This window comes from Streptomyces sp. NEAU-174, assembly GCF_052665095.1.
Genome location: NZ_JBQTCE010000012.1, coordinates 349969 through 374771, shown reverse-complemented (window position 1 = coordinate 374771; position 24803 = coordinate 349969). Strand labels below are relative to the sequence as shown.

The following is a 24803-nucleotide window of genomic DNA, read 5'->3' as shown; positions in this document are numbered from 1 at the left end:
GCGAAGTGCCCCCGGCCCAAGCAGGGCGGGGGCACCCGGGGGCGCAAGGGTTGCTCTAGCGCTCCTCGACCGGGACGAAGTCGCGCTCCACCACACCCGTGTAGATCTGGCGGGGGCGGCCGATGCGGGAGCCCGGCTCTTTGATCATCTCGTGCCACTGGGCGATCCAGCCCGGCAGCCGGCCGAGCGCGAACAGCACGGTGAACATCTCGGTCGGGAAGCCCATCGCCCGGTAGATCAGACCGGTGTAGAAGTCCACGTTCGGGTAGAGCTTGCGCTCCACGAAGTAGTCGTCCGCGAGCGCGTGCTCCTCAAGCTTGAGCGCGATGTCGAGCAGCTCGTCGGACTTGCCGAGCGCGGAGAGGACATCGTGCGCCGCCGACTTGATGATCTTCGCCCGGGGGTCGAAGTTCTTGTAGACGCGGTGCCCGAAGCCCATGAGCTTCACGCCGTCTTCCTTGTTCTTCACCTTGCGGATGAAGGTGTCGACGTCGCTGCCCGAAGCCTGGATGCCCTCGAGCATCTCCAGCACGGACTGGTTGGCGCCGCCGTGCAGGGGGCCCCACAGGGCGTTGATGCCCGCCGAGATGGAGGCGAACATATTGGCCTGCGAGGAGCCGACCAGCCGGACCGTGGAGGTCGAACAGTTCTGCTCGTGGTCGGCATGCAGAATCAGCAGCTTGTCGAGCGCGGAGACCACGATCGGGTCGAGGTCGTACTCCTGCGCGGGGACCGAGAAGGTCATCCGGAGGAAGTTCTCGACATAGCCGAGGTCGTTACGCGGGTAGACAAAGGGGTGGCCGACCGACTTCTTGTACGCATACGCGGCAATGGTCGGCAGCTTGGCCAGCAGCCGGGTCGTCGAGAGGTTGCGCTGCTTCTCGTCGAAGGGGTTGTGGCTGTCCTGGTAGAAGGTCGACAGCGCGCTGACCACGGAGGACAGCATCGCCATCGGATGGGCGTCACGCGGGAAGCCGTCGTAGAACCGCTTGACGTCCTCATGGAGCAGCGTGTGGCGGGTGATGTCCTCACGGAATGCCGCCAGTTCATCGACGGTCGGCAGCTCCCCGTTGATCAGCAGGAAGGCGGTCTCCAGGAAGGAGGCGCGCTCCGCCAGCTGCTCGATGGGGTAGCCGCGGTAACGCAGGATGCCCTGCTCACCGTCCAGATAGGTGATCGCGGATTTGTACGCGGCGGTGTTGCCGTAACCGGAGTCCAGGGTCACCAGACCGGTCTGGGCGCGCAGCTTGCCGATATCAAAGCCCTTGTCGCCGACGGTGCTGTCGACCACCGGGTAGGTGTACTCGCCGTCCCCGTACCGCAGTACTACAGAGTTGTCGCTCACGTCATCCCTCACCGACGTCTGGTTCTCTTCTTCGAGGTGCCCTGACTCCCCCCACCTTCCCCTACTCGGGTAGCGAACGTGCACTCGGGGTCGGCCGAAGAGCCTTTTGGCGGCACTCAGTGCCGCCTTCACGGCCATCCTGCCCCGTTCGTCATCGTTCGGAAACCCATCTGACACGCTCGACTGTCACATCGCCGCCGAGTCGGTGATCCAGCGCGGTGCAGCGCCTGCCCGCCGAGACGGTGCGCACCGCCTGCCCCAGCGCGCGGCGCGAGCCGACCAGCACCACAAGGCGCTTGGCACGGGTCACGGCCGTGTACAGGAGGTTGCGCTGCAACATCATCCAGGCCCCGGTGGTCACCGGGATCACGACGGCCGGGTACTCACTGCCCTGTGACCGGTGGATGGTCACCGCATAGGCATGAGCCAGCTCGTCCAGCTCGTCGAAGTCGTACGGTACCTCCTCGTCCTCGTCCGTCCGCACGGTCAGCCGCTGCTCATCGGTGTCGAGTGAGGTGACGACGCCAACCGTGCCGTTGAAGACCCCGTTGGCCCCTTTCTCATAATTGTTACGGATCTGGGTCACCTTGTCGCCGACGCGGAAGACCCGGCCGCCGAAGCGGCGCTCCGGGAGGTCCGGGCGGGCCGGGGTGATGGCCTGCTGAAGCAGTCCGTTGAGCGTGCCTGCGCCCGCCGGGCCGCGGTGCATCGGGGCCAGAACCTGCACGTCACGGCGGGGGTCGAGGCCGAACTTCGCGGGGATGCGGCGGGCCGCGACATCGACCGTGAGCCGCCCGGCCTCCTCGGTGTCGTCCTCCACGAAGAGGAAGAAGTCCGACAGGCCCTGGGTGACCGGCGGCACCCCCTCGTTGATCCGGTGGGCGTTGGTGACCACTCCGGACTGCTGGGCCTGGCGGAAGATCCGGGTCAGCCGCACCGCCGGGACGGGGCTGCCGGGGGCCAGCAGATCGCGCAGCACCTCCCCTGCGCCCACGCTGGGCAGCTGGTCCACATCGCCGACGAAGAGCAGATGGGCACCGGGCGGGACGGCCTTGACCAGCTTGTTGGCCAGCAGCAGATCGAGCATGGACGCCTCGTCGACCACCACCAGATCCGCGTCGAGCGGGCGGTCCCTGTCGTACGCCGCGTCCCCGCCGGGCTTGAGCTCCAGCAGCCGGTGGACGGTGGACGCCTCGGCGCCGGTCAGCTCGGACAGCCGCTTGGCGGCCCGGCCGGTGGGCGCCGCGAGCACCACCTTGGCCTTCTTGGCGCGGGCCAGCTCCACCACCGACCGCACGGTGAAGGACTTGCCGCAGCCCGGCCCGCCGGTGAGCACCGCGACCTTCTCGGTCAGCGCCAGCCGCACCGCCTCGCTCTGCTCGGGCGCCAGATCGGCGCCGGTGCGGCCGGCCAGCCAGCCCAGCGCCTTGTCCCAGTCCACGCCCCGGAAGGCGGGCAGCCGGTCCTCCTCGGTGCGCAGCAGCCGCAGCACCTGGCCCGCGAGGGAGATCTCGGCACGGTGGAAGGGCACCAGATAGACGGCGGAGACCGGCTCGCCGCCCTCCGGGCCCGGGACCGGCTCGCGCACCACGCCCTCGTCCTCGGCCGCGAGCTCGCCCAGGCAGTCGATGACCAGGCCGGTGTCCACCTGGAGCAACTTGACCGCGTCCGCGATGAGTTGCTCCTCGGGGAGATAGCAGTGGCCCTGGTCGGCGGACTGGGACAGCGCGTACTGAAGGCCGGCCTTCACCCGGTCGGGGCTGTCATGGGGGATGCCGACCGACTGGGCGATCTTGTCGGCGGTGAGGAAGCCGATGCCCCAGACGTCGGCCGCCAGCCGGTACGGCTCGTTCTTCACGACCGAAATCGAGGCGTCCCCGTACTTCTTGTAGATCCGCACCGCGATGGAGGTGGAGACGCCGACCCCTTGGAGGAAGACCATCACCTCCTTGATGGCCTTCTGCTCCTCCCAGGCGGCGGCGATCATCTTGGTGCGCTTGGGGCCGAGCCCTGGGACCTCGACCAGCCGCTTGGGCTCCTGTTCGATGACGTCGAGGGTGTCGACGCCGAAGTGCTCGGTGATGCGGTCGGCGATCCGGGGGCCGATGCCCTTGATCAGCCCGGAGCCGAGATAGCGCCGGATGCCCTGGACGGTGGCGGGGAGGACGGTCTGGTAGTTCTCGACCGTGAACTGTTTGCCATATTGCGGATGGGAACCCCAGCGGCCCTCCATCCGCAGCGACTCGCCCGGCTGGGCGCCCAGCAGCGAGCCGACGACGGTGAGCAGATCGCCGGAGCCACGGCCGGTGTCGACCCGCGCGACCGTGTAGCCGTTCTCCTCATTGGCGTACGTGATCCGCTCCAGGACCCCTTCCACCACCGCGAGTTTGAGCATGCCCCGACCGTACCGCCGGGAGCCGACAGGCGGTTCGGGCCTGTGGACAACGCCCGTGGGGAAGGAGCGCGGGGAAGGAACGCGGGGATGCGTCCGGCCGCGGAATATCACGATCCGGTTTCGCCGGGGGCCGACCCCTTGCCTCTCTCCATGTAATCGATTCCAATCTCATGTAATCGATTCCACAAGGAGGTGGACGATGCCGGCCATCAAGGATGTGGCGCGGCGTGCCGGGGTCTCCGTGGCGACGGTCTCACGGGTGCTCAATGACCACCCCTCCGTCCGCGCGGACACCCGCGAACGGGTGCTCGCCGCGGTCGCCGACCTCGGCTATCGCCCCAACGCGGTGGCCCGCTCGCTGCGCACCGACCAGACCCGGACCCTGGGGCTGGTCATCAGCGACGTGCTGAATCCGTTCTTCACCGAGCTGGCCCGTTCGGTCGAGGACGCCGCCCGCGAGCTGGACTACAGCGTGGTCATCGGCAACGCCGACGAGCGGCCCGACCTCCAGGACCACCATGTGCGGACCCTCATGGACCGCCGCATAGACGGACTGCTGGTCAGCCCCACCGACGGTGGCTCCCCGATGATGCTGGCCGCCGCCCGCGCCGGCACCCCCATGGTCTTCGTCGACCGCTGGATCGAGGGCGCGGGCCTGGACCGGGTGCCGGTGATCCGCACCGACGGACGGGGAGCCATCCGCGCTCTGGTGGCCCATCTGTGCGCTCTCGGCCACCGCCGGGTCGCGATCATCGCGGGCCCGGCGGCCACCACGACCGGCCGCGAGCGGGTGGACGCCTTCCGCTCCGCGCTGCGCGAGTTCGGCCTGGAGCTGCGCGAGGACCACATCGGCCAGGGCGACTTCCAGGCGGACAGCGGCCGCCGGGTGACCGCCCGCTTCCTCGATCTGCCGCACCCCCCGGACGCGATCTTCGCCGCGGACAACCTGATGGCGCTCGGCGCGATGGACGAGATCCGCGCGCGGGGGCTGCGGGTGCCGGACGACGTGGCGCTCGCCGCGTTCGACGACATCCCCTGGTTCGTCCACACCGATCCGCCGATCACCGCCATCGCCCAGCCGACCGGGGCGCTCGGCCGTGCCGCCGTGACGGCGCTGATCGATCTCGTCGAGGGGCGGCCCGCCGAGTCGGTGACCCTGTCCGCCCGTCTGGTCACCCGCCGCTCGTGCGGCGAGCCCGAAGGGAGCAAGCCATGAGTGCCGAGTCCGAGCGGTCCTCCCCCGGCCCCGCCGACGCGGGCGCGTCGGCGGCGCAGAACGCGGACCCCACGCCCCCGGGCGCCCCGTCCGCGCCCTCCCGCGGGGGCGCGTCAACCCCGGTCTCCGGGGCGGAGCTGCTGCGCATGGAGGGGGTCCGTAAGACCTTCCCCGGGGTGGTCGCGCTGGACGGGGTGGACTTCGAGCTGCGCCGGGGCGAAGTGCACGTCCTCCTGGGCGAGAACGGCGCGGGCAAGTCCACGCTGATCAAAATGGTCTCCGGCGCCCACCGCCCCGACGGCGGGCGGATCCTGGTCGACGGCGAGCCGGTACGGATCAACAGCGCGCAGGACGCCGAGCGGCTCGGGATCGCCACCATCTACCAGGAGTTCAACCTCGTCCCGGACCTCACCGTGGCCGAGAACATCTTCCTGGGCCGACAGCCGCGCCGCTTCGGCATGATCGACCGCAAGGCCATGGACGCGCGGGCCGCCGAGTTGCTGGCCCGCGTCGGGGTGGACGTCTCGCCCCGGACCCGCGTCCGCGACCTCGGCATCGCCCGGCTCCAGATGGTGGAGATCGCCAAGGCGCTGAGCCTGGAGGCCCGCGTCCTGATCATGGACGAGCCGACCGCCGTGCTCACCACGGAGGAGGTCGACAAGCTCTTCCGGATCGTGCGCACCCTGCGCGCGGACGGTGTGGGCGTCGTCTTCATCACCCACCACCTGGAGGAGATCGCCGCCCTGGGCGACCGGGTCACCGTGCTGCGCGACGGCCGCAGCGTCACCCAGGTCCCGGCGAGCACCGACCAGGACGAGCTGGTGCGGCTGATGGTGGGCCGCTCCATCGAGCAGCAGTACCCGCGCGAGCGCGGGGACGCCGGTGAGCCGCTGCTGAAGGTCCGGGGGCTCAGCCGGAACGGCAGCTTCCAGGACATCGGCTTCGAGGTGCGGGCCGGGGAGGTGGTGGGCCTGGCCGGGCTGGTCGGCGCGGGCCGTACGGAGGTCGTCCGGGCGCTGTTCGGCGCCGACCCGTACGACTCCGGCTCCGTCGAGGTGCTCGGCCGCCCGCTGCCCGGCCATGACGTGGTGGCCGCCATGCGGGCCGGGATCGGCCTCGTCCCCGAGGACCGCAAGGGCCAGGGCCTGGTCCTGGACGGCTCTGTACAGGAGAACCTGGGCCTGGTCACACTGCGCGCCGCCACCCGCGCCGGGCTGGTCGACCGGGCCGCCCAGCGGCGCTCGGCGGCCGGTGTCGCCGAGCGGCTGGCCGTCCGGATGGCCGGTCTCGACCAGCGGGTGCGCACCCTCTCCGGCGGCAACCAGCAGAAGGTCGTCATCGGCAAGTGGCTGCTCGCCGACAGCAAGGTGCTGATCCTCGACGAGCCGACCCGCGGCATCGACGTGGGCGCCAAGGTCGAGATCTACCAGCTCATCAACGAACTCACCGCGTCCGGCCACGCCGTGCTGATGATCTCCAGCGATCTGCCCGAGGTACTGGGGATGAGCGACCGGGTCCTGGTCATGGCCCAGGGCCGGATCGCGGGCGAGCTGACCGCGCGGGAAGCGACCCAGGACGCCGTGATGGCCCTGGCAGTGAAGGACGTCAAGGACGCCGACGAAGGGGTCGGCGGCAAGGAAAAGGAGGGCTCCCGTGGCCACTGACACGATTGACGCCACGAAGGACCCCGGGAGCCCGACGGCGCTGCGCCGCGTGCTGCTCGACAACGGCGCGCTGAGCGCCCTGGTGCTGCTGGTGGCCGCCATGGCGCTGCTGTCCGGCGACTTCCTCACCACCGACAATCTCCTCAACGTCGGCGTCCAGGCGGCGGTCACCGCGATCCTCGCCTTCGGCGTCACCTTCGTCATCGTCTCCGCGGGCATCGACCTCTCGGTCGGCTCGGTGGCCGCGCTGTCCGCCACCGTGCTCGCCTGGTCCGCCAGCTCACAGGGGCTGCCGGTCTGGTTCGCGGCGCTCCTGGCGCTCACCACCGGTGTCGCCTGCGGTCTGGTCAGCGGGGCGCTGGTCTCCTTCGGGAAGCTGCCGCCGTTCATCGCCACGCTCGCGATGCTGTCGATCGGCCGCGGCCTGGCCCTGGTGATCTCCCAGGGCAGCCCGATAGCCGTGCCCGACTCGGTGTCAGGGCTCGGCGACACCCTCGGCGGCTGGCTGCCGGTGCCGGTGATCGTGATGGTCGTGATGGGCCTGATCACCGCGGGTGTGCTGGGCCGTACGTACCCGGGCCGGGCGATGTACGCCATCGGCGGCAACGAGGAGGCCGCCCGGCTCTCCGGGATCCGGGTGACCCGTCAGAAGCTGGTCGTCTACGCGCTCTCCGGCGGTTTCGCGGCCGTCGCGGGCATCGTGCTCGCCTCCCGGCTGTCCTCCGCACAGCCCCAGGCGGCGGTCGGCTACGAGCTCGACGCGATCGCCGCGGTGGTCATCGGCGGCGCGAGCCTGTCCGGTGGCGTCGGTAAGGCGTCCGGCACGCTCATCGGCGCGCTGATCCTCGCCGTACTGCGCAACGGGCTCAACCTGCTGGAGGTGTCCGCCTTCTGGCAGCAGGTCGTCATCGGTGTCGTCATCGCGCTCGCGGTGCTGCTGGACACGGTGCGCCGACGCGCCGGGGCCGGGCCGGGCGCGCCCGGGGCCGCGGCGGGCGGACCGTCCGGTGGCGGCCGTAAGAAGGCCGTCAACGCGGGCAAGTTCGCGCTGGCCGCCGTGGTCGTCGCCGCCATCGCCCTCGGCGCCTCCGTCTGGCGCTCCGGCTCCTCCGGGGGCGCGTCCACCAAGGTCGGTCTTTCGGTCTCCACCCTGAACAACCCCTTCTTCGTACAGCTGAAGGCGGGCGCCCAGGAGGAGGCCAAGCGCGCCGGTGTCAGCCTTACGGTCACCGACGCCCAGAACGACGCCTCCCAGCAGGCCAATCAAATCCAGAACTTCACCAGCCAGAACATGAAGTCGATCATCATCAACCCGGTCGACTCCGACGCCGCGGGCCCGTCCGTCCGGGCCGCCGACAAGGCGGGCATCCCGGTGCTCGCCGCCGACCGCGGCGTCAACAAGGCGAAGATCTCGACCCTGGTGGCCTCCGACAACATCACGGGCGGCAAGCTGGCCGCGAAGACGCTCGCCGAGCGGCTCGGAAAGAAGGGCACGATCCTGGTGCTCCAGGGCACCCCCGGCACCTCGGCCTCGCGTGAGCGCGGTAAGGGCTTCGCGGAGGGCCTCGAGGCGTACCCGGACATCAAGGTCGTCGGCAAGCAGAGCGCCGACTTCGACCGGGCCAAGGGACTGGATGTGACCACCAATCTGCTCCAGGGCCACCCGGGCATCGACGGGATCTTCGCCGAGAACGACGAGATGGCGCTCGGCGCGGTCAAGGCGCTCGGGTCCAAGGCGGGCAAGTCCGTCGCGGTCGTCGGCTTCGACGGCACCCCGGACGGGCTCAAGGCCGTCGAGAACGGCACCCTCGCCGCGACCGTCGCCCAGCAGCCGAAGGAGTTGGGCCGGATGGTGGTGCAGAACGCCGTCAAGGCCGCCAAGGGGCAGAAGATCGACGGCACGGTGAAGGTGCCGGTGAAGGTCGTCACTGCGAAGTGACAAACGAAAGGACGTGCGGATGCACGACTACGACCTGCTGGTCGTGGGGTCGGCCAATGCCGATCTGGTGATCGGAGTCGACCGCCGCCCCGAGGCCGGGGAGACGGTCCTCGGGTCCGACCTGGTGGTCCACCCGGGGGGCAAGGGCGCCAACCAGGCCGTCGCCGCCGCCCGGCTGGGGGCCCGGACGGCCCTGCTGGCCCGGGTCGGCGACGACGACTACGGCCGGCTGCTGCTGGACTCGCAGCGATCGGCCGGGGTCGACACGGTGGGTGTGCTGGTCGGCGGCGCGCCCACCGGGGTCGCGCTGATCACGGTGGACCCCTCGGGCGACAACAGCATCGTGGTCTCCCAGGGGGCCAACGCCCGGCTGACCCCCGGCGACGTCCGGGCCGCGGCGAGCCTGCTGGCCGCGGCACGGGTGGTCTCGGTGCAGCTGGAGATCCCCCTCGAGTCGGTCGCCGAGGTGGTCCGTACGGCGGCCGCGGGCTTCGGCGGCCGCCCCGGGCCGCGGGTGGTGCTCAACCCCTCGCCGGTCGCGCCGCTGCCCACCGATGTGCTGACCGTCTGTGACCCCCTGGTGGTCAACGAGCACGAGGCGCGGTTCCTGCTGAGCGACGATCAGGTGGGCTCCTCCGACGACCCCGAGGAGTGGGCCGACGCCCTGCTCTCGCGCGGTCCGCGCTCGGTCGTGGTGACCCTGGGCGGCGAGGGCGCGCTGGTCGCCGACGGCGACCGTACGGTGCTCGTGCCCAGCCCCGCGGTGACCGCCGTGGACACCACGGGCGCCGGGGACGCCTTCACCGGCGCGCTCGCCTGGCGCCTCGGCGTGGGCGACGACCTGGTGACGGCGGTGCGGTTCGCGGTGCGCGTGGGCGCGGCCGCGGTGACCCGGGCCGGGGCGCAGGCGTCCTTCCCGAGCGCCGAGGAGGTGGCGGCCCTGTGAAGCGGTCCGGGATCCTCAACCGCCATCTGAGCGCGGGCATCGCCCTGTTGGGCCACACCGACACGGTGATGGTGTGCGACGCGGGCCTGCCGATACCGGACGGGCCGTTCGTGGTGGACCTCGCCTTCACGGCCGGGGTGCCGTCCTTCGAGCGGGTGCTCATCGGGCTGCTGGACGAGCTGGTGGTCGAAGGGGCCACGGCGGCGCGCGAGGTGCGCGACCACAACCCCGGGGCGACCGCCCTGCTCGACCGCCTCTTCCCGGCCCCCGCGCTGGGTCTGGTCCCGCATGAGGAGCTGAAGACGCTGACGGCGGGGGCGCGGCTGGTGGTGCGTACGGGTGAGGCGCGGCCGTACGCGAATGTGCTGCTGCGGTGCGGGGTGCCGTTCTGAGGCGTACGACGCGCGGGCGCCCCCGGGGGCGCGGTGTGATATTTCGAGGGGCCCGGCCGTGGTCCGGGCCCCTCGTTTTCCCCTCCCAGGGCTTCCTCTCGAATCCCCCCGGATCCCCCCGGAAGCCCGATGCCAGGTACGACCCGCCAAGGGGCGGAACGGTTGCACGGCGATCGGCGAAAGATTTTTCCGGGGCGCGACAACCTCGGGTGGGGCCGCACGTCTGGTGGGGTGAAGGCGGGTTCCGGAACGGGTCCTCGGGCCCTCGTGGTCCTCGGGTCTTCGTGGACCTCGTGGTCCTCGGATCCTCGGCGCACGCCTCGCCCATCAGCGTTCGCTCAATCCTTTCGGGAGTCGTTCCGTATGCAGCACGTCCGCGCCAAGAAGCCGAACCGCCGTCTGCGCCCCTGGATCGTGGGGTCGGCCGCCGGAGTCGCCCTGATCGTGGGCGGGGGCATCGCCGCCCAGGCGGCCACCTCCGACCACTCCCGCCCGGCCAAGCCGGCCCCGACGGCGACCTCGAAGCCGGAGCCGACCAAGCCGCCCACCAGCAAGCCGGAGCCCACGAAGCCGCCGACCGGCAAGCCCGAGCCCACCAAGCCCCCCACGAGCAGGCCCGAGCCCACGCTGCCGCCCACGAGCAAGCCCGAGCCCACGCTTCCGCCCACCAGCGTGCCGGAGCCCACCAAGCCCGCCCCAACCCTGCCGCCCACCAGCGTGCCCGAGCCCACGAAGCCGCCCACCACCAAGCCCGCGCCCACCAAGGCCAGCCGCTAGCCCGACCAGGGGTGGGGCGGGACCGGATCCGGAGCCGGTCCCGCCGCACCGATGAGGTGAACGAGGACGATGCAGCTCACTCTTGTCCTGCCCTGGTGGGCCCGGTCGCCCTGGTGGGCCCGGCTGCTCCGCCGTGCCCGGACGACCGCCTCGACGCCACCGGTGGAGACACCGCGCGCCGGGCGGCGGCTGCGGGCGCTGCGGCCGGTGGGCGGCCGGGGCGACGGGGAGCCCGGCCCGACCCTGGACGATCTGTACCGGGCCCGGCGGCTGGACATGATCCGGCTGGCGGTCTTCCTGGTGGACGACCTGCACACCGCCGAGGACGTCGTCCAGGACGCCTTCGCCGCCGTCTGCCGCCGGCACGGCTCACGGCTGGACAGCCTCCAGGACGCCCACGCCTATCTGCACACCGCCGTGGTCAACGCCGCCCGCTCGGTGCTGCGCCGACGGCGTACGGCGCGCGCGTACACCCCGCCGTACCAGGGGCCGGGGGCACCCGTGGACGAGCCGCTGCTGCTCGCCGAGGAGCACCGCCAGGTCCTCGACGCGCTGGCGCGGCTCACCCCGCGCCAGCGCGAGGTGCTGGTGCTGCGCTACTGGTCGGAGCTGACCGAGGCCCAGATAGCCGAGGCGCTGGGCGTCTCCCGAGGCACCGTGAAGTCGACCGCGAGCCGTGCGCTCGTCACCCTGGAGAAGCTGCTGGAGGCGGCCCGATGAGCACTCCCTCCCCCACCGAGGAACGGCTGCGCGCCGCGCTCGACGCCCGGGCGCGGCTCATCGACGCCCACGATCTGTCCCCGTACCGGCCTCCCACCGGCCCGGCCTGGGGCACGCGGCGGATCCGGCGGGTCGTGTCCGCCGTCGCGGTGACGGTGGCGGCAGCGGCGGCCGTCGCCTTCCTGCTGCTGTCCGGCTCCCCGGATCGCCCGCATCCGACACCGCCCGCACGGGACCCCCGCACCTCCCCACCGACCACCTCGGCCCCGTCGACGCACGGCTCACCCACGTCCGAGCCCTCCCCGACCTCTCCGCCCGACACCCCGCCCCCGACCTCCACGGCCACCCAGCCCTGATCCGGCCGCCTCGCCCCCTGCCAGCCGCGCTCTCGGTCAGTCCCGGGTAGCACCCTCCGGCCAGATCACCCGAGAACGAACACCGGTGCGCTCGGCGTAGGCCACGACATCGGCCGTGCCGCCGTACCCGCGGGCCGGCTGCCCGTCCCACACAGCGACCAACTCATCCACCAGACCCACCAGGATCTCGCTTCCGGCCATGTGCGCCTGGGAGTCCGACTCCGCCATGCCCGTGCGGTGGATGTCGGCGGCCTGCTGGATGAGGCGGTCGTAGGTCTGGTGGTGCTCTTCCGGCAGGCCCTCGCGGTACTTCTCCGCAGGAACCACCACTTCAAGGCGACCGCCAGCCTCCAGCACCAGCTCAGCGAACCAGGCGTCCGGGCCGTCGGCGAGACACGAGACCCCGACCAGATCAGGCCCGTGGCGCGCGACTTCCGCTTGAAGGGCCCGGCGGACCAACTGCTCAGTCTCTGCGGGCAAGCCGCGGTGGCCGGTGATGCCGAGGCGCATGGGCCGCTCCTTTCGTGATCACAAGTAGATGCCGTGCAGTCGGTCGTCGAACTCGCGGACAACCCTGGGCGGAGTCGTCGAAGTGTAGGACCGTCGGAGCGCACGGGCGCGCTCGGTGATCCGGGCTGACCGATACCGTGCCCCTGTCTCAAGTGCCCGCCCGGCCAGAGCGAACGCACCATCCAGCCGACCAGTCGCCAGTTGCGCGGCGGCCAGGTCGAGCATGAGAAGCGCACGCTGCTTCTCATGGCTCGATGTGAGAGCCGCCGCTGCTGCGTCCTGGGAGGCGGCCACCCACCCAGGGAGGCCGAGCCGTGCGCCGCAAGTGAGCCGGGCCGCTGCGCCGGGGCGACCTCCGGTGCCTACCGCGCGCTGCTGGCCGCGGAGCACGCCGCACCGCAGGAGATCCGCCGCGGCTCCGTGCGCACGATGGCCGCCGGGCTGATGCGGCACGACCGTGCCCTTCCCGGCGTACGTGGGTTCGCTCAGCGCGTCGGCGCCCTCGCATGACGCCGCCAAGCGGCGCCGGGCATGGTTCAGCGGCCCTCAGGGCTCCCCGCGCCGGGGTGCGTTCGGCTGGATGGACGTACGCCTGCCCAACGCACCCGGAAGCGATCCCTACAGCACCAGCGTCCGGTACCGCTCGGCGACCTCCGCCAGGACCTCCGCGCCGTCCCGGGCCCACAGGGCCGGGTTGAAGATCTCCACCTCGATCGGGCCGGTGTAGCCCGTCGCGTCGACCCGCTCGCGGAACCAGCGGAAGTCCACCGCGCCGTCGCCGAGTTGGCCCCGGCCCAGCAGGACGCCCTCCGGGAGCGGGGTGACCCAGTCGGCGAGTTGGAAGGCGGCGATGCGGCCGGTCGCGCCCGCGCGGGCGATCTGGTCCGCGACCGTGTCGTCCCACCACAGGTGGTAGGTGTCCACGACCACGCCCACCTGGTCCGCCGGGAAGCGTGTCGCCAGGTCCAGGGCCTGGGCGAGGGTGGAGACCACGCAGCGGTCGGACGCGTACATGGGGTGCAGGGGCTCGATGGCCAGGCGGACGCCGTGGTCGGCGGCGTACGGGGCGAGCTCTCCCAGCGCGTCGGCGATGCGCTCGCGGGCGGCGAAGAGGTCGCGGCTGCCGGGCGGGAGGCCGCCGGAGACCAGGACCAGGGTGTCGGTGCCCAGGGCGGCGGCCTCCTCGATGGCCCGGCGGTTGTCGGCCAGGGCCGTGGCGCGCGCCTCGGGCTCGCTCGCGGTGAAGAAGCCGCCCCGGCACAGGCTGGTGACGGTCAGGCCCGCGTTCCGCACCAGCTCGGCGGCCTCCTCCACGCCGTACTTCTGGACCGGCTCGCGCCACAGGCCCACACCGGTGACGCCCGCCTTGGCGCAGCCCTCCGCCAGCTCGGGCAGCGACCACTGCTTGATCGTTTCCTGGTTGAGGCTCAGGCGGGGCACAACGGGGCTCATTGGGTGACTCCGTACACGGACAGCAGGTGCTTCATACGGGACTCCGCCAGCACCGGGTCCGGGAACAGGCCCAGCCCGTCCGCCAGTTCGTACGCCCGCGCCAGATGCGGCAGCGAACGGGCCGACTGGAGGCCGCCGACCATGGTGAAGTGCGACTGGTGGCCCGCCAGCCATGCCAGCAGCACGACACCCGTCTTGTAGTAGCGGGTCGGGGTCTGGAAGAGGTGACGGGAGAGTTCCACCGTCGGGTCCAGCAGGGCGCGGAAGGCGGCCACATCGCCGGTGTCCAGCCTGCGCACGGCCTCCGCCGCCAGCGGGCCCAGCGGGTCGAAGATGCCGAGCAGGGCGTGGCTGAAGCCCCGGTCGTCGCCCGCGATCAGCTCGGGGTAGTTGAAGTCGTCGCCCGTGTAGCAGCGCACCCCGTCCGGCAGCTTGCGGCGCAGGTCGATCTCGCGCTGGGCGTCGAGGAGGGAGACCTTGATGCCGTCGACCTTGTCGGGGTGGGCGGCGATGACGTCGAGGAAGGTGCGGGTGGCGGCGTCCAGGTCGGTGCTGCCCCAGTAGCCCTCCAGGGCCGGGTCGAACATCGGGCCCAGCCAGTGCAGGATCACCGGCTCGGCGGACTGGCGCAGCAGATGGCCGTAGACCTCGAGGTAGTCCTCGGGGCCCTTGGCCACGGCGCACAGGGCGCGCGAGGCCATCAGGATGGCCTGGGCGCCGGACTCCTCGCAGACGGCCAGCTGCTCCTCGTACGCCGCCCGGACCTCGTCCAGGCCGTACGGATAGCCGATCTCGGTGGCGGACAGCTGGTCGGTGCCGACGCCGCAGGCGATCCGGCCGCCGACCGCCTTCGCCTCGGCCGCCGAGCGGCGGATCAGCTCGGCGGCGCCCGCCCAGTCCAGGCCCATACCGCGCTGGGCGGTGTCCATGGCCTCGGCCACGCCCAGCCCGTGGGACCACAGGTGGCGGCGGAAGGCCAGGGTGGCGTCCCAGTCGACGGCCGCGGGGCTGTCGGGGCTGACGTCGGCGTACGGGTCGGCCACGACATGGGCGGCCGAGAACACGACGCGGGAAGTGAAGGGGGCCCCGGGGGCCGGCGACAGCGGCTCGGTGCGAGGTTCGTAGGGGCGGGTCGTACCGCCCGGCGCGGGAAGGTGGATGGTCACAGGCTCGGCTCCGGTGCGTCCAGGCGATGGATGGTCACAGGCTCGGCTCCGGTACGTCCAGGCGGTGGAGGGTTCAAAGGCTCAGCTCCGGTACGTCCAGCCGGCGGCCCTCCGCCGACGACTTCAGGCCCAGCTCGGCGAGCTGGACGCCGCGCGCGCCGGCCAGCAGGTCCCAGCGCCAGGGCTCGTCGAGCGCGACATGGCGCAGGAAGAGCTCCCACTGCGCCTTGAAGCCATTGTCGAACTCCTCGTTGTCCGGCACCTGCTGCCACTGGTCGCGGAACGCCTCGGTGGCGGGCAGATCGGGGTTCCAGACCGGCTTGGGGGTGTGCGAGCGGTGCTGGACGCGGCAGTTGCGCAGGCCCGCGACGGCCGAGCCCTCGGTGCCGTCCACCTGGAACTCCACCAGCTCGTCGCGGTTCACCCGGACCGCCCAGGAGGAGTTGATCTGGGCGATGACGCCGCCCTCGAGCTGGAAGACGCCGTAGGCCGAGTCGTCGGCGGTGGCCTCGTACGGCTTGCCGCGCTCGTCCCAGCGGGTCGGGATGTGGGTGGCGGCCTGCGCCTGGACGGTGCGCACGGGGCCGAACAGCTCGTGCAGCACATACTCCCAGTGCGGGAACATGTCGGAGACGATGCCGCCGCCGTCCTCGGCGCGGTAGTTCCAGGAGGGCCGCTGGGCGGCCTGCCAGTCGCCCTCGAAGACCCAGTAGCCGAACTCCCCGCGTACGGAAAGGATTCTGCCGAAGAAGCCGCCGTCGATGAGGCGCTTCAGCTTCAGCAGCCCCGGCAGGAAGATCTTGTCCTGGACCACCCCGTGCTTGACGCCCGCCGCCTCGGCGAGCCGGGCCAGCTCCAGGGCGCCCTCCAGACCGGTGGCGGTCGGCTTCTCGGTGTAGATGTGCTTGCCCGCCGCGACGGCCTTCTTGATGGCCTCCTCGCGGGCGGCGGTGACCTGCGCGTCGAAGTAGATGTCGACGCCGTCGTCCGCGAGCACGGCGTCCAGGTCGGTCGAGACGTCCGCGACCGGGTCGAGGCCGTGGCGCTCGGCGATCTCCTTGAGCGCGTGCTCCCGGCGGCCGACGAGCAGCGGCTCGGGCCAGAGCACGGTGCCGTCGCCGAGGTCGAGGCCGCCCTGTTCGCGAAGGGCGAGGAGAGAGCGGACGAGGTGCTGGCGGTAGCCCATCCGGCCGGTCACACCGTTCATGGCGATCCGCACTGTCTTGCGTGTCACGTGGGTTCTTCTCCTCACCGCGAGTGATAGTAAGCGCTTTCTAAGCTCCACGCTAACCGCCCCGCCCCATCCCTGTACAGAGGACCGAACAGAGGGGCGGGGCCGGTCAGCGCTTCAGCGCAGGGTCAGCCGGTAGCGCAGCGGCGAACGCCCGGTGATCAGGACCCGCTGCCCCGCCGGGGTCAGATCGCCGCCCATCCAGCTGTAGCGCTCGCCGGATTCCACGACGGCGGGCTGGCGCGGGCCGCTGCCGTTGCCGGGCCCGAAGGTGATCACGTCATCGCCGGACGTATAGGTCCCGTACCCCGTGACCAGCTGATACGTGTCCTTCTGGCCGGGCACGGGGTCGACCCCGGTCAGCTTTCCGCCGCCGCGGAAGCACAGTTCGAGGGCGAGCGGGACCTCGGACTCGCCGATCTCGAGGTCCAGGTTCCAGCCGCCGTCCGCCTCCTCGATCCGCACCTCGGTGCGCAGGGTGCGCCACTCCTTGGGGCGGTGCGGAAAGTCCATCGCGGACCAGAACCGGCCGTCGTCGGTCAGCGGATACCGACCGTCGGGGCGGCGGTGCTGCGGCGGCAGTGGGAGGTGGAATCCGGCCCGCACCTCGGCCCACAGCCGCCAGCCGTCCGCCGTGCGCTCCACGTCCTCGGCCCGGAAGTGGCCGAGCGAGAAGAACTGCGGGGACAGCCGGAGCGAGTCGAGGACGGCCGCGCCCTTGCGCCACTTGAAGAACGTCGGGTTGGTGGACAGGCCAGAGGAGATCGCGTGGACGTCGGGGAAGTCGGTGCCACCGAAGATCGTGGTCCGTGTCCTCCCCTTCGCGATCCGGACCAGCCCGCAGTCCTTGTCGCGCCAGGTGAACTCGTCCGGAACCGCCGTGGCCTCGGGCAGCGGCGCGGCCAGCTCCGGATGGTCCAGCACCTCGGCGAGGAAGTCCCCGAGCGGGGTCTCGTCGAAGGTCTGATCCGCGCCGCGCCGCTGGATGGTGGCGGCCACGTCCGCGAACCGGCCGTCCCGCTCCCGGAGCGCCAGGGCCCGGAACTGCATCCAGTACTCGGACAGATGCTTGACCGTCTTCTGGTCCTGGCGGCGCGAGTGCACCGTCTCCACCTCCCCGTCGGGCTCCAGGAGGTGGAGGGTGGCGTCCAGGTTGCGGCGTACGTGCGCGTAGAGGGCCGGGCGCTCGGTGAGCCGGGCCAGGGTCAGCAGCGAGGGATTGGTGACGATGGGCGCGTAGGTGGCGCTGCGCTCGCTGTACTGGCCGCTGTCGTACTGGTCGACGCCCTCGGCCAGCCAGGCGTCGATACGGCGGGTGTAGCGGGCGTCGGGCCAGAAGGAGTTGATCCGGGCCAGCGCGGCGCACACCTTCCAGCGGTGGTTGGGGGTGTGCACCCCGCCGGCGGCCAGGCCCTTGCCCGCCTTGAGCAGGATCTTCTTCAGGGTGGCGCGGATCGCCCGGGTGCCGGAGTGGCCGTCCGCGTCCAGCAGGCCGTACACCAGCCCCAGATCGACGATCGAGAAGGCGGTGTCCGGGGGCGAGTGGACCGCGCCCTGGTCGTAGAGGCCGTCGTCGAACTGGGCGGCGGCGAGCGCGTCCACGAGCCGGGTCATCGGCGCGATCAGCGCGCCGTCGTGGTGGTGGGCGGCGTCGCCCCACGCGTGGACGGAGGTGAGCAGCCGCAGGCCACGGGCGGCGGGGCGGGCCTGGCCGAGGTTGTTCAGCTGGCCCAGGACCGTATCCAGCCCGTCCACCACCTCGGCCACCCGGGCGTCGGCCGCCTCGGTGAGCAGGGCCAGGAACGGCTCGTCGACCCGGCCCCCGGCCGCACCCGGGGCCGCCTCGGCCGAGGCGCCGCCCGGGGCGCCGACGGCCAGCAGTCCGCCCGCCGCGGCGGTCCCGGCGAGCAGATGACGGCGGGGCAGGGGTGTCATAGGTGGTGCTCCGTGGCTCGGGCCGCCAGGGCGAGGGGGCCGGGGACGAGGAAGGCGAGCGGTGGATAGGCCCAGGCGCAGACGGCGGCGGTGGCCACGGCCAGCAACAGCACACCGCTCGCCCGTGGCCCGCGCACGCTGTCGTACGCCGCCGAGCGCAGCGCCAACCGCCAGCTCGTGGCCGACTCGGGGCGGGCGCAGGCCCGCAGCAGCACGACGGCGAGCAGCCCGCCCGCGATCAGCAGGACGGGCCGGAAGACCACCGCGCCCGGCAGCCCCGCCCCCGCCGCGAGCGCGTTGAACAGCAGCAGGGCGCCGCCGGCCAGCAGCCCCGCACCGGTCAGCAGATCGCCGGTGCGCAGCCGGTCCCGCAGCGCGCGGAGGTAGCCGCCCGCCGTGGTGGGCACGTCCTCCCGCACCCGCCGGTCCAGGACGGCGCAGGCCGTGGACATCGCGGCCGGGGCGGTGAGGAGCGGCAGCGCGGCGGCGGCGGTGGCCAGGCCCACGGCCAGGACGTCGGCGAAGAGCGCGAAGCGCGGGCCGAACAGCTCACCGGGTTCGCGTTTGGTGGCGGTATCCATGGTCAGTCGGTCACCCCTTCAATCCGGAGCTCGCCATGCCCTCGACCAGGAAGCGCTGGAAGGCGAGGAAGAAGAGCACGATGGGCAGCAGCGCGAAGACCGACATCGCGAACATCGGGCCGAAGGCCGACTGGCTGGAGGCGTCCACGAAGGACCGCAGGGCCAGGGTCAGGGTGAACTTCTCCGGCTCGAAGAGGTAGATGAGCTGGGTGAAGAAGTCGTTCCAGGTCCAGATGAAGGTGAAGATCGCGGTGGTGATCAGGGCGGGCCGGGTCAGCGGCAGGATGACGCTGAAGAACGAGCGGAACGGCCCGCAGCCGTCGATCCGCGCCGCCTCCTCCAGCTCACGCGGCAGTCCGCGCATGAACTGCACGATGAGGAAGACGAAGAAGGCGTCGGTGGCCAGGAACTTCGGCAGGATCATCGGCCAGTAGGTGTTCACCATGCTGAGCTGGTTGAAGATGATGTACTGCGGAATGAGGATGGCGTGGTGCGGCAGCATGATCGTCGCGATCATGAACGCGAAGAGCGGACCGCGCATCCGGAACCGCAGCCGTGCGAAGGCGTACGCGGCGAGCGAGCAGCTGATGACGTTGCCGAGCACCGCGCCGCACGCGATGAGCAGCGAGTTCCACAGCAGCCGTCCGACGCTGACCTCGTTGACCCCGTCCAGCGCGGTGGAGTAGTTGCCCCATTCGAAGTGGCTGGGCAGCAGCTTGAGGCTGGCGATGACCTCGTCTGCGGGTTTGAACGAGGTGGCCAGCAGCCAGGCCAGCGGATAGAGCATCACCAGCAGCACGGCGATCAGGCAGATGTGCAGCACGATCCGGCCGGTGGGACGCCGCCGCGCCGCCGGGGCGGTGGTGATCGGGGCGGTGGTCATCGGGCCCCCTCGTTGTTGTCGTTGGCGTAGAAGACCCAGGCCCGGGAGGTGCGGAAGAGCACCGCGGTGACGACCCCGATGGCCAGCAGCAGCGCCCACGCCATGGCGGAGGCGTAGCCCATGTGGGACGCGGTGAAGCCGCGGTCGTAGAGGTAGAGCGTGTAGACGAGTGTGGAGTCGGCGGGTCCGCCCTTGCCCGCGCTGACCGCGAAGGCGGGGGTGAAGACCTGGAACGCCTGGATCATCTGGAGCACCAGGTTGAAGAAGAGCACCGGGGAGAGCATCGGGATGGTGATCGAGCGGAACTGCCGCCACCAGGAGGCCCCGTCCACCGCCGCCGCCTCGTAGAGCTCGGCGGGTATCTGCTGGAGCCCGGCCAGGAAGATCACCATGGGGGCGCCGAACTGCCAGATGGTGAGCAGCGCGACCGACAGGATGGCCCAGCCCGGTTTGTTGATCCAGCCGCCGATGTCGATGCCCATGCCGGAGAGCAGGTTGTCGACCGAGCCGCCGTCGTTGAAGATCGCCCGCCAGACCAGGGCGATGGACATCGACGCGCCGAGCAGCGAGGGGGCGTAGAACGCCGAGCGGTAGAAGCCCTTGCCGCGCTTGACCGACTTCAGCGCGATCGCGACGGCCAGCGCCAGCAGGAGCTGGAGCGGTACCGCGATCACGACGTAGGTCAGGGTGGTGATGACCGACCGCCAGTAGCGGGGGTCCTCGGTGAACATCTGGGTGTAGTTGCGGAAGCCGATCCACCGGGGCGCGTCGAACATGTCGTAGTCGGTGAACGACAGATACAGGGATACGGCCATGGGCAGCAGCGTCAGCACGGCGGCGCCGAGCACCCATGGGGACAGGAACACCCAGGCGGCCCCCTGCCGTTCGCGTTTGGGCGCCCGCTTGCCGCCGGTGGCGGGGGGCGCGGCGTCCGGGGGGCGGGTCGCGGTCGCGGTCATTGCCTCAGCTCCGCCTTCGCCTCGGTGATGTAGTTCTCCGCCGCCTCACGCGGCGACATGCGCTCGTAAGCGACCTGGTCGTAGTCGCGCGAGAAGGTGGACTGAAGCGAGGCGTCCCCCTTGGGCGGCGCGGGCGGCGGGTCCTCGAGCTTGCCCTCGAACTGCTTCTGGTAGGTGGAGATCACCTGGTCGAAGCCCTCCAGCTTGGGCAGTACGTCCTGCCGGATGGCGTCGTTGGCCGGGATGCCGCGGGTGGCGCCGAGAATGGCGCCCGCCTTCTTGTCGTTGAGCAGGAAGTCGATGAACTGGGCCGCCTGCTTGGGGTGTGCGGTCTCGGCCGAGGCGCCGAAGAACATCGACGGTTTGAAGTACTGCCCGGGGGTGCCGTCCTCGCCCACCGGCAGTGGCGCCAGCTTCAGCCCCTCGCCGACGATGGGCGCGAAGCCGCTGGAGGGGGCGTCCCAGTTGAAGTCGGATACGGACTTGAGCCGGCCCAGCGGGGTGTTCTCCACCGTGCCGTCCATCTGGGTGGTCTGCTCGGCGGGCACGACCGCGCCCTCCTTGCGGAGCTTGGTGCACCACTCCCAGTAGCGGGTCAGGTCGTCGGCGGTGAAGCCGAGCTTCTCGTCCTTGGCGTAGAGGGACTTGCCCCGGCTCCGCAGCCAGATCTCGAAGACGTCCTCGCTCTGGCCCGGGTCGGTGGAGCCCGCCCGCCCCTGTGTCGCCTTGGACGCCGAGAGCTTGCGCATGGCGTCGGCCCAGTCGTTCCAGGTCCAGGTCAGAGTGGGCGCGGGGACGCCCGCCTCGCGCCACAGCGCGGCGTCGTACGCCACCGTCTCGGTGCCGCGGGCCACCGGCAGCGCGTACTGCCTGCCGTCGACCACCCCGGTGGCCAGCAGCCCCTTGTCGATCTCCGAGGTGCGCAGCTCGGGGTGTTCGCCGAGGTCCAGCAGGATGCCGGAGGTCGCGTACTGGTTGATCTGCCGGTAGTCCAGCTGCATCACATCGGGGGCGTCACCGCCCGCCGCCTGGGTGGCCAGCTTCGCCTTGTAGGTGTCGAAGCCCGCGAAGGACGTCGCGATGTCGATGTCGGGGTGGCGCCGCTCGAAGAGCTTGACGGCCTCCTCCGTGCGGGCGGCCCGGTCGGGATTTCCCCACCAGGTGAACCGCAGGCTGACCTTGCCGCCCGAGCCGCCGCCGCCATCGCCGCCGCAGCCCGTGAGGGTCCCTGCGAGCGTGAGCACAAGGGCCAGGGCGCAGGACGTCGTTGTCCTGTTTCCGCGCATACCGGAGCCGACCTCCCTCCATGATCATTTCGTTGAGCGTGCGTGGGTGTCTACGGCGGCTATTCGCCGTAGTACGGGAGCGTGACACCGGGCAGTTCGTACTCGTCCCGGCGGCCGCACATGCCGTAGCCGCCCCGGCGGCTGGGCCCGGTCGCGGTGACCCGCGCCTCGGCGAGGTGCGCGGGGTCGCCCGCGGCGAGCGCGGTGAGCTGCTCACCGGTGCGCCGCGCGGCGGCGAGCGCCCCGTCCCGCCAGCGCGGCTCCCACTCCTTCACCTTGGGCGCCACGATCCGCGCCGCCGCCTCGTGGAAGGCGCGCAGCGGTGCGTCGTCGCCCTTCTCGGCGGCGGCCCGCAGCGTCAGATAGCCCTCGATCGCGAGGTCCCGGCGGCGCCGGGCGGCCGCGTCGGCCTCCGGCCCCTCCTTGGCGGGGAGCGCGGCGGCGGCCGCGTAGCGCTCGGGGTCGGCCAGCACCTCGGGCGGGAAGGTGAAGACGGCGTCCCCGGCCTCCGGCAGCCCGCTGTTCTGCATCAGCACGGTCACCTTGAGGCCGCCGCCCTGCACCATGCGGTGGATGGTGCCAGGGGTGAACCACACCACCGAACCCGGCTCCAGCGGGGTCTCGGTGAAGCCGTCCGCGAGGGTCAGGGTCTGCACGGCGCCGCGTCCTGCGGTGACCACATACGCCTCGGTGCAGGCGAGATGGAGATGGGGGCTGCCGCCGCACACCCCGTCGGCGGCCTCCCACTCGTACGCGCTGATGTGGGAGAGCCCCACACCACCCGGCAGCGGGGCGGACATCGCGGTCATCGCGCTCACCAGCCGTGGTTCTTGAGGTAGTGCTCCGCCCGCGCCCGGTCCCAGGCGCCGTCCGCGACCACCACCCGGTAGCGGTAGCCGAAGGACTCACCCGGCGGAAGCTCGAACTCCTCGAAGAACGCCCAGGAGGGGGCCACCGACGGGATCGGCTCGGAGCGCACGAACCAGTGGGAGGCGTGGATGGACTCGGCGTTCTCCGGGGCGTGGGCGAACAGCAGCGTGGAGTGCCCGTCCACGTCGTCGTGCTCACCGATGAAGGCGACCCAGGGGGCGTCGGCGGCCGGGGTGCCCATCAGGTCCGACGCGCCCTTCTCGCCGTCGCCGCCGCGCCCGTCCGGGCCGATGACATCGCCGCCGGTGAAGTCGCGCGGGCCGCGCCAGTTGAGCCCAGTGTACCCGGCCATCTCCCGGCCCGCGGTGGTCGGGGAGCCGAAGTGCAGGGCCTCGCCGCGGATGTTGGTGAGGTGGATGGACCAGTCCAGGGCCCAGGTGCCCTCCTCCGGCTCCACCGAGTGGAGTTCGATGGTGCGCCGCTCCCGCGCCCACTCCTGGCCGCCGTTCTCTACCCACGTCAGCTTCTCGATGAAGCGCAGCCGGTCGTCTGCGACGGTGAACTCCTCGAAGCCGTCGTGGCGCATCGAGCCGACGCGCTCCTCGACCCGCTGGTAGCCCTGGTCGGGGCCGAGGTAGGAGTTGCCGCCCCAGAAGTTCTGGCCGGACAGATGGCTGGAGGTCATCTGGAGGCCCTTGTGCCAGCGGTGGTCGTTCGGCCGGTAGCCGGAGACCGGGTTCCCGGCGAGGGTGCGCAGCGGGTGGGCGTAGGGCTTACGGGCCTCGAAGGCGTCCGGGTCGGGCCGGTAGACGTAGGCCATCAGCTCGACGCCGGCGGCGGCGACCGAGATCCGTGTCCCGTGGGTGTGGGTGACGGTGATGCGCTGGGTCATGGCGGCCTCAGCTCTCCTTCGTGGTGGCGGTCGCTGCCTTCGGCGCCCATGCGGGGTGGTCGCCGTGCATGGCGTCGTAGTACGGGTCCCCGGGCACGATCTCGCCCGCGCGCACGGGCCGTCCGGTGAAGGCCGCCTTGTAGAGCGCGGCGATGAACTCGAGGGTGCGGCGGGCGTCCTGTCCGCTGCCGGGCGGCCGTACGCCGTCGCGCATCGCGTCCAGCAGTCCGGTCAGCTGGGCCCCGTGGGAGCTGGGCAGATCGGCGGCCGGGGTGCGCCAGCGGCGCTGCCGGTCGGGCTCGTCGCGGACGTGCGGGGCGGGGGTGTAGACCCAGTCGTCGTTGCGGTGGCCGTAGAGGTGGGTCAGCTCGACGGTGGCGTCGGCGCAGTCGATGCGGATCCGGCTGACCTCGTCGGGCGAGAGCACGCTGTTGACGACGGTGGCCATGGCGCCGCTCTCGAACCGCACCAGCGCGGTGGAGACGTCCTCGCTCTCCACGGCGTGGACCAGCCGTCCGGCCATGCCGCGGATCTCGGTCCAGTCGCCGAGGAGGTGGAGCAGCAGATCCATCTGGTGGATGCCGTGGCCCATGGAGGGGCCCCCACCCTCGGTCTCCCAGCGGCCGCGCCACGGCACCGCGTAGTAGGCGGTGTCGCGGTGCCAGGTGGTCTGGCAGTGGGCCACCAGCGGCCGGCCCAGGGCGCCCTCGGCCAGCAGCTCCCGGGCGTGGACGGCGCCCGAGCCGTAGCGGTGCTGGAAGACCACCGAGGCGTACGGGCCGCCCGCCTCCTTCTCGGCCCCGGCTATCTCGTCGTACTCGGCGAGCGTGAGGCACAGCGGCTTCTCGCACAGCACCCAGGCGCCGGCCTCGAGGGCGGCCACCGTCTGCTCGCGGTGCAGGGAGGGCGGGGTGCCGATGAGGACCAGATCGGGGCGCTCGGCCTCCAGCATGGCGGCCACATCGGAGTAGCCGGTGACGTCGAAGGTGCCGCCCTCGGCCGCCGCGGCGCGGAAGGCGTCGAGCCGGTCCGCGGCCACGTCGACGGCGGCGACGAGGTCGACACGGTCGGCGTGATCACGCAGTGCGGGCAGATGGCTGCCGCTGACGATTCCTCCGGTGCCGACCACTGCGGCACGGATACGGGCGGTGGCTGCTGCGGCCATGGGCTGAGGTCTCCTCGCCGTCGCCAGGGGTAAGCGCTTGCTGGAGAGGACCCTAGGCATGGTCCGGATGACAGGACAAGACCTTGGAGTGCAGAATCGCGCCGCTCATGGAGTGAGAGCATG

General features: G+C 71.6%; 23 protein-coding genes. 9 read left to right on the top strand and 14 right to left on the bottom strand.

Translation table 11 applies throughout. From position 1 onward, the window contains the following. Positions 1 to 55: 55 nt before the first annotated feature. Together ACT2CW_RS32535 and recD2 are read right to left on the bottom strand one after the other, a co-directional pair. Positions 56 to 1345 (bottom strand): citrate synthase, encoded by a 1290-nt coding sequence (locus tag ACT2CW_RS32535; protein ID WP_164427593.1) that lies wholly within the window; start codon positions 1343 to 1345, stop codon positions 56 to 58. A gap of 151 nt (positions 1346 to 1496) precedes the next feature. Beyond that, entirely contained in the window at positions 1497 to 3740 is a 2244-nt protein-coding gene (recD2, locus tag ACT2CW_RS32530; protein WP_164427583.1) for an SF1B family DNA helicase RecD2, read from the bottom strand. A gap of 199 nt (positions 3741 to 3939) precedes the next feature. Here recD2 and ACT2CW_RS32525 point away from each other — a divergent pair, with 199 nt between their 5' ends. The 8 genes from ACT2CW_RS32525 (at position 3940) to ACT2CW_RS32490 (ending at position 11750) form a co-directional block, all read left to right on the top strand. Next, the gene (locus ACT2CW_RS32525; RefSeq protein ID WP_164427581.1) at positions 3940 to 4956 is read left to right on the top strand and encodes a LacI family DNA-binding transcriptional regulator; all 1017 of its coding nucleotides are present in this window, start codon (positions 3940 to 3942) and stop codon (positions 4954 to 4956) included. 146 nt (positions 4957 to 5102) lie between these two features. Beyond that, positions 5103 to 6620 carry a sugar ABC transporter ATP-binding protein gene (locus tag ACT2CW_RS32520; protein ID WP_164427683.1) on the top strand — a complete coding sequence of 506 codons (1518 nt, stop codon included), beginning with the start codon at positions 5103 to 5105 and terminating at the stop codon, positions 6618 to 6620. Next, entirely contained in the window at positions 6610 to 8559 is a 1950-nt protein-coding gene (locus ACT2CW_RS32515; RefSeq protein ID WP_164427579.1) for an ABC transporter permease/substrate-binding protein, read from the top strand. Before ACT2CW_RS32520 ends, ACT2CW_RS32515 begins: the two co-directional genes overlap by 11 nt. 19 nt (positions 8560 to 8578) lie before the next feature. After that, positions 8579 to 9505: a ribokinase gene (gene rbsK / locus ACT2CW_RS32510; protein ID WP_445519194.1), complete on the top strand. Its 927-nt coding sequence runs from the start codon at positions 8579 to 8581 to the stop codon at positions 9503 to 9505. Further along, the gene (gene rbsD / locus ACT2CW_RS32505) at positions 9502 to 9897 is read left to right on the top strand and encodes a D-ribose pyranase (protein WP_445519193.1); all 396 of its coding nucleotides are present in this window, start codon (positions 9502 to 9504) and stop codon (positions 9895 to 9897) included. Before rbsK ends, rbsD begins: the two co-directional genes overlap by 4 nt. Before the next feature lie 363 nt (positions 9898 to 10260). Further along, complete coding sequence (locus ACT2CW_RS32500) at positions 10261 to 10674, top strand: hypothetical protein (RefSeq protein WP_445519192.1); 414 nt, start codon at positions 10261 to 10263, stop codon at positions 10672 to 10674. A 69-nt stretch (positions 10675 to 10743) separates the two neighbouring features. Next, entirely contained in the window at positions 10744 to 11394 is a 651-nt protein-coding gene (locus ACT2CW_RS32495; protein WP_138915562.1) for a SigE family RNA polymerase sigma factor, read from the top strand. After that, positions 11391 to 11750 carry a hypothetical protein gene (locus tag ACT2CW_RS32490; RefSeq protein ID WP_445519191.1) on the top strand — a complete coding sequence of 120 codons (360 nt, stop codon included), beginning with the start codon at positions 11391 to 11393 and terminating at the stop codon, positions 11748 to 11750. The genes ACT2CW_RS32495 and ACT2CW_RS32490 overlap by 4 nt, the downstream gene beginning before the upstream one ends. A 36-nt stretch (positions 11751 to 11786) precedes the next feature. On the opposite strand, the gene ACT2CW_RS32485 is transcribed toward ACT2CW_RS32490, so the two are convergent. Beyond that, positions 11787 to 12260 carry a hypothetical protein gene (locus ACT2CW_RS32485; protein ID WP_445519190.1) on the bottom strand — a complete coding sequence of 158 codons (474 nt, stop codon included), beginning with the start codon at positions 12258 to 12260 and terminating at the stop codon, positions 11787 to 11789. 246 nt (positions 12261 to 12506) lie between these two features. On the opposite strand from ACT2CW_RS32485, the gene ACT2CW_RS32480 reads away from it, so the two are divergent. Then, positions 12507 to 12770 carry a hypothetical protein gene (locus ACT2CW_RS32480; RefSeq protein ID WP_445519189.1) on the top strand — a complete coding sequence of 88 codons (264 nt, stop codon included), beginning with the start codon at positions 12507 to 12509 and terminating at the stop codon, positions 12768 to 12770. A gap of 108 nt (positions 12771 to 12878) precedes the next feature. Here the strand turns inward: ACT2CW_RS32480 and ACT2CW_RS32475 are convergent, their stop codons facing one another. The 11 genes from ACT2CW_RS32475 to ACT2CW_RS32425 form a co-directional block, all read right to left on the bottom strand. Further along, entirely contained in the window at positions 12879 to 13712 is an 834-nt protein-coding gene (locus ACT2CW_RS32475; RefSeq protein WP_445519188.1) for a sugar phosphate isomerase/epimerase family protein, read from the bottom strand. Then, the gene (locus tag ACT2CW_RS32470; RefSeq protein ID WP_445519187.1) at positions 13709 to 14878 is read right to left on the bottom strand and encodes a dihydrodipicolinate synthase family protein; all 1170 of its coding nucleotides are present in this window, start codon (positions 14876 to 14878) and stop codon (positions 13709 to 13711) included. The genes ACT2CW_RS32475 and ACT2CW_RS32470 overlap by 4 nt, the downstream gene beginning before the upstream one ends. Positions 14879 to 14951: 73 nt before the next feature. Continuing rightward, positions 14952 to 16112, bottom strand: coding sequence for a Gfo/Idh/MocA family protein (locus ACT2CW_RS32465; RefSeq protein WP_037955119.1), 1161 nt, complete (start codon positions 16110 to 16112; stop codon positions 14952 to 14954). Between the two features lie 114 nt (positions 16113 to 16226). Next, positions 16227 to 18044: a hypothetical protein gene (locus tag ACT2CW_RS32460; protein ID WP_445519186.1), complete on the bottom strand. Its 1818-nt coding sequence runs from the start codon at positions 18042 to 18044 to the stop codon at positions 16227 to 16229. Further along, a complete protein-coding gene (locus tag ACT2CW_RS32455; RefSeq protein ID WP_445519185.1) occupies positions 18041 to 18625 on the bottom strand; it encodes a hypothetical protein in 585 nt (194 codons plus the stop codon). Before ACT2CW_RS32455 ends, ACT2CW_RS32460 begins: the two co-directional genes overlap by 4 nt. A 10-nt stretch (positions 18626 to 18635) precedes the next feature. After that, complete coding sequence (locus tag ACT2CW_RS32450) at positions 18636 to 19508, bottom strand: carbohydrate ABC transporter permease (RefSeq protein WP_445519184.1); 873 nt, start codon at positions 19506 to 19508, stop codon at positions 18636 to 18638. Further along, positions 19505 to 20467: a carbohydrate ABC transporter permease gene (locus ACT2CW_RS32445; RefSeq protein ID WP_020871169.1), complete on the bottom strand. Its 963-nt coding sequence runs from the start codon at positions 20465 to 20467 to the stop codon at positions 19505 to 19507. Before ACT2CW_RS32445 ends, ACT2CW_RS32450 begins: the two co-directional genes overlap by 4 nt. Next, positions 20464 to 21753 (bottom strand): ABC transporter substrate-binding protein, encoded by a 1290-nt coding sequence (locus tag ACT2CW_RS32440; RefSeq protein WP_445519183.1) that lies wholly within the window; start codon positions 21751 to 21753, stop codon positions 20464 to 20466. Before ACT2CW_RS32440 ends, ACT2CW_RS32445 begins: the two co-directional genes overlap by 4 nt. A 59-nt stretch (positions 21754 to 21812) precedes the next feature. Further along, positions 21813 to 22562: a cupin gene (locus ACT2CW_RS32435; protein WP_138916125.1), complete on the bottom strand. Its 750-nt coding sequence runs from the start codon at positions 22560 to 22562 to the stop codon at positions 21813 to 21815. Between the two features lie 5 nt (positions 22563 to 22567). Then, complete coding sequence (locus ACT2CW_RS32430; protein ID WP_445519182.1) at positions 22568 to 23515, bottom strand: DUF6807 domain-containing protein; 948 nt, start codon at positions 23513 to 23515, stop codon at positions 22568 to 22570. Between the two features lie 7 nt (positions 23516 to 23522). Beyond that, complete coding sequence (locus ACT2CW_RS32425; RefSeq protein WP_164427526.1) at positions 23523 to 24680, bottom strand: Gfo/Idh/MocA family protein; 1158 nt, start codon at positions 24678 to 24680, stop codon at positions 23523 to 23525. Between the last annotated feature and the right edge of the window lie 123 nt (positions 24681 to 24803).

What these genes read in the sequence shown, in the direction of transcription:
- ACT2CW_RS32440 (WP_445519183.1), bottom strand. Translation starts at nt 21,753, where the DNA reads ATGCGCGGAAACAGGACAACGACGTCCTGCGCCCTGGCCCTTGTGCTC.
- ACT2CW_RS32475 (WP_445519188.1), bottom strand. Translation starts at nt 13,712, where the DNA reads ATGAGCCCCGTTGTGCCCCGCCTGAGCCTCAACCAGGAAACGATCAAG.
- ACT2CW_RS32485 (WP_445519190.1), bottom strand. Translation starts at nt 12,260, where the DNA reads ATGCGCCTCGGCATCACCGGCCACCGCGGCTTGCCCGCAGAGACTGAG.
- ACT2CW_RS32435 (WP_138916125.1), bottom strand. Translation starts at nt 22,562, where the DNA reads ATGACCGCGATGTCCGCCCCGCTGCCGGGTGGTGTGGGGCTCTCCCAC.
- ACT2CW_RS32495 (WP_138915562.1), top strand. Translation starts at nt 10,744, where the DNA reads ATGCAGCTCACTCTTGTCCTGCCCTGGTGGGCCCGGTCGCCCTGGTGG.
- rbsK (WP_445519194.1), top strand. Translation starts at nt 8,579, where the DNA reads ATGCACGACTACGACCTGCTGGTCGTGGGGTCGGCCAATGCCGATCTG.
- ACT2CW_RS32450 (WP_445519184.1), bottom strand. Translation starts at nt 19,508, where the DNA reads ATGACCACCGCCCCGATCACCACCGCCCCGGCGGCGCGGCGGCGTCCC.
- ACT2CW_RS32425 (WP_164427526.1), bottom strand. Translation starts at nt 24,680, where the DNA reads ATGGCCGCAGCAGCCACCGCCCGTATCCGTGCCGCAGTGGTCGGCACC.
- ACT2CW_RS32480 (WP_445519189.1), top strand. Translation starts at nt 12,507, where the DNA reads ATGGCTCGATGTGAGAGCCGCCGCTGCTGCGTCCTGGGAGGCGGCCAC.
- ACT2CW_RS32500 (WP_445519192.1), top strand. Translation starts at nt 10,261, where the DNA reads ATGCAGCACGTCCGCGCCAAGAAGCCGAACCGCCGTCTGCGCCCCTGG.
- ACT2CW_RS32455 (WP_445519185.1), bottom strand. Translation starts at nt 18,625, where the DNA reads ATGGATACCGCCACCAAACGCGAACCCGGTGAGCTGTTCGGCCCGCGC.
- ACT2CW_RS32445 (WP_020871169.1), bottom strand. Translation starts at nt 20,467, where the DNA reads ATGACCGCGACCGCGACCCGCCCCCCGGACGCCGCGCCCCCCGCCACC.
- ACT2CW_RS32520 (WP_164427683.1), top strand. Translation starts at nt 5,103, where the DNA reads ATGGAGGGGGTCCGTAAGACCTTCCCCGGGGTGGTCGCGCTGGACGGG.
- recD2 (WP_164427583.1), bottom strand. Translation starts at nt 3,740, where the DNA reads ATGCTCAAACTCGCGGTGGTGGAAGGGGTCCTGGAGCGGATCACGTAC.
- ACT2CW_RS32430 (WP_445519182.1), bottom strand. Translation starts at nt 23,515, where the DNA reads ATGACCCAGCGCATCACCGTCACCCACACCCACGGGACACGGATCTCG.
- ACT2CW_RS32460 (WP_445519186.1), bottom strand. Translation starts at nt 18,044, where the DNA reads ATGACACCCCTGCCCCGCCGTCATCTGCTCGCCGGGACCGCCGCGGCG.
- ACT2CW_RS32490 (WP_445519191.1), top strand. Translation starts at nt 11,391, where the DNA reads ATGAGCACTCCCTCCCCCACCGAGGAACGGCTGCGCGCCGCGCTCGAC.
- ACT2CW_RS32525 (WP_164427581.1), top strand. Translation starts at nt 3,940, where the DNA reads ATGCCGGCCATCAAGGATGTGGCGCGGCGTGCCGGGGTCTCCGTGGCG.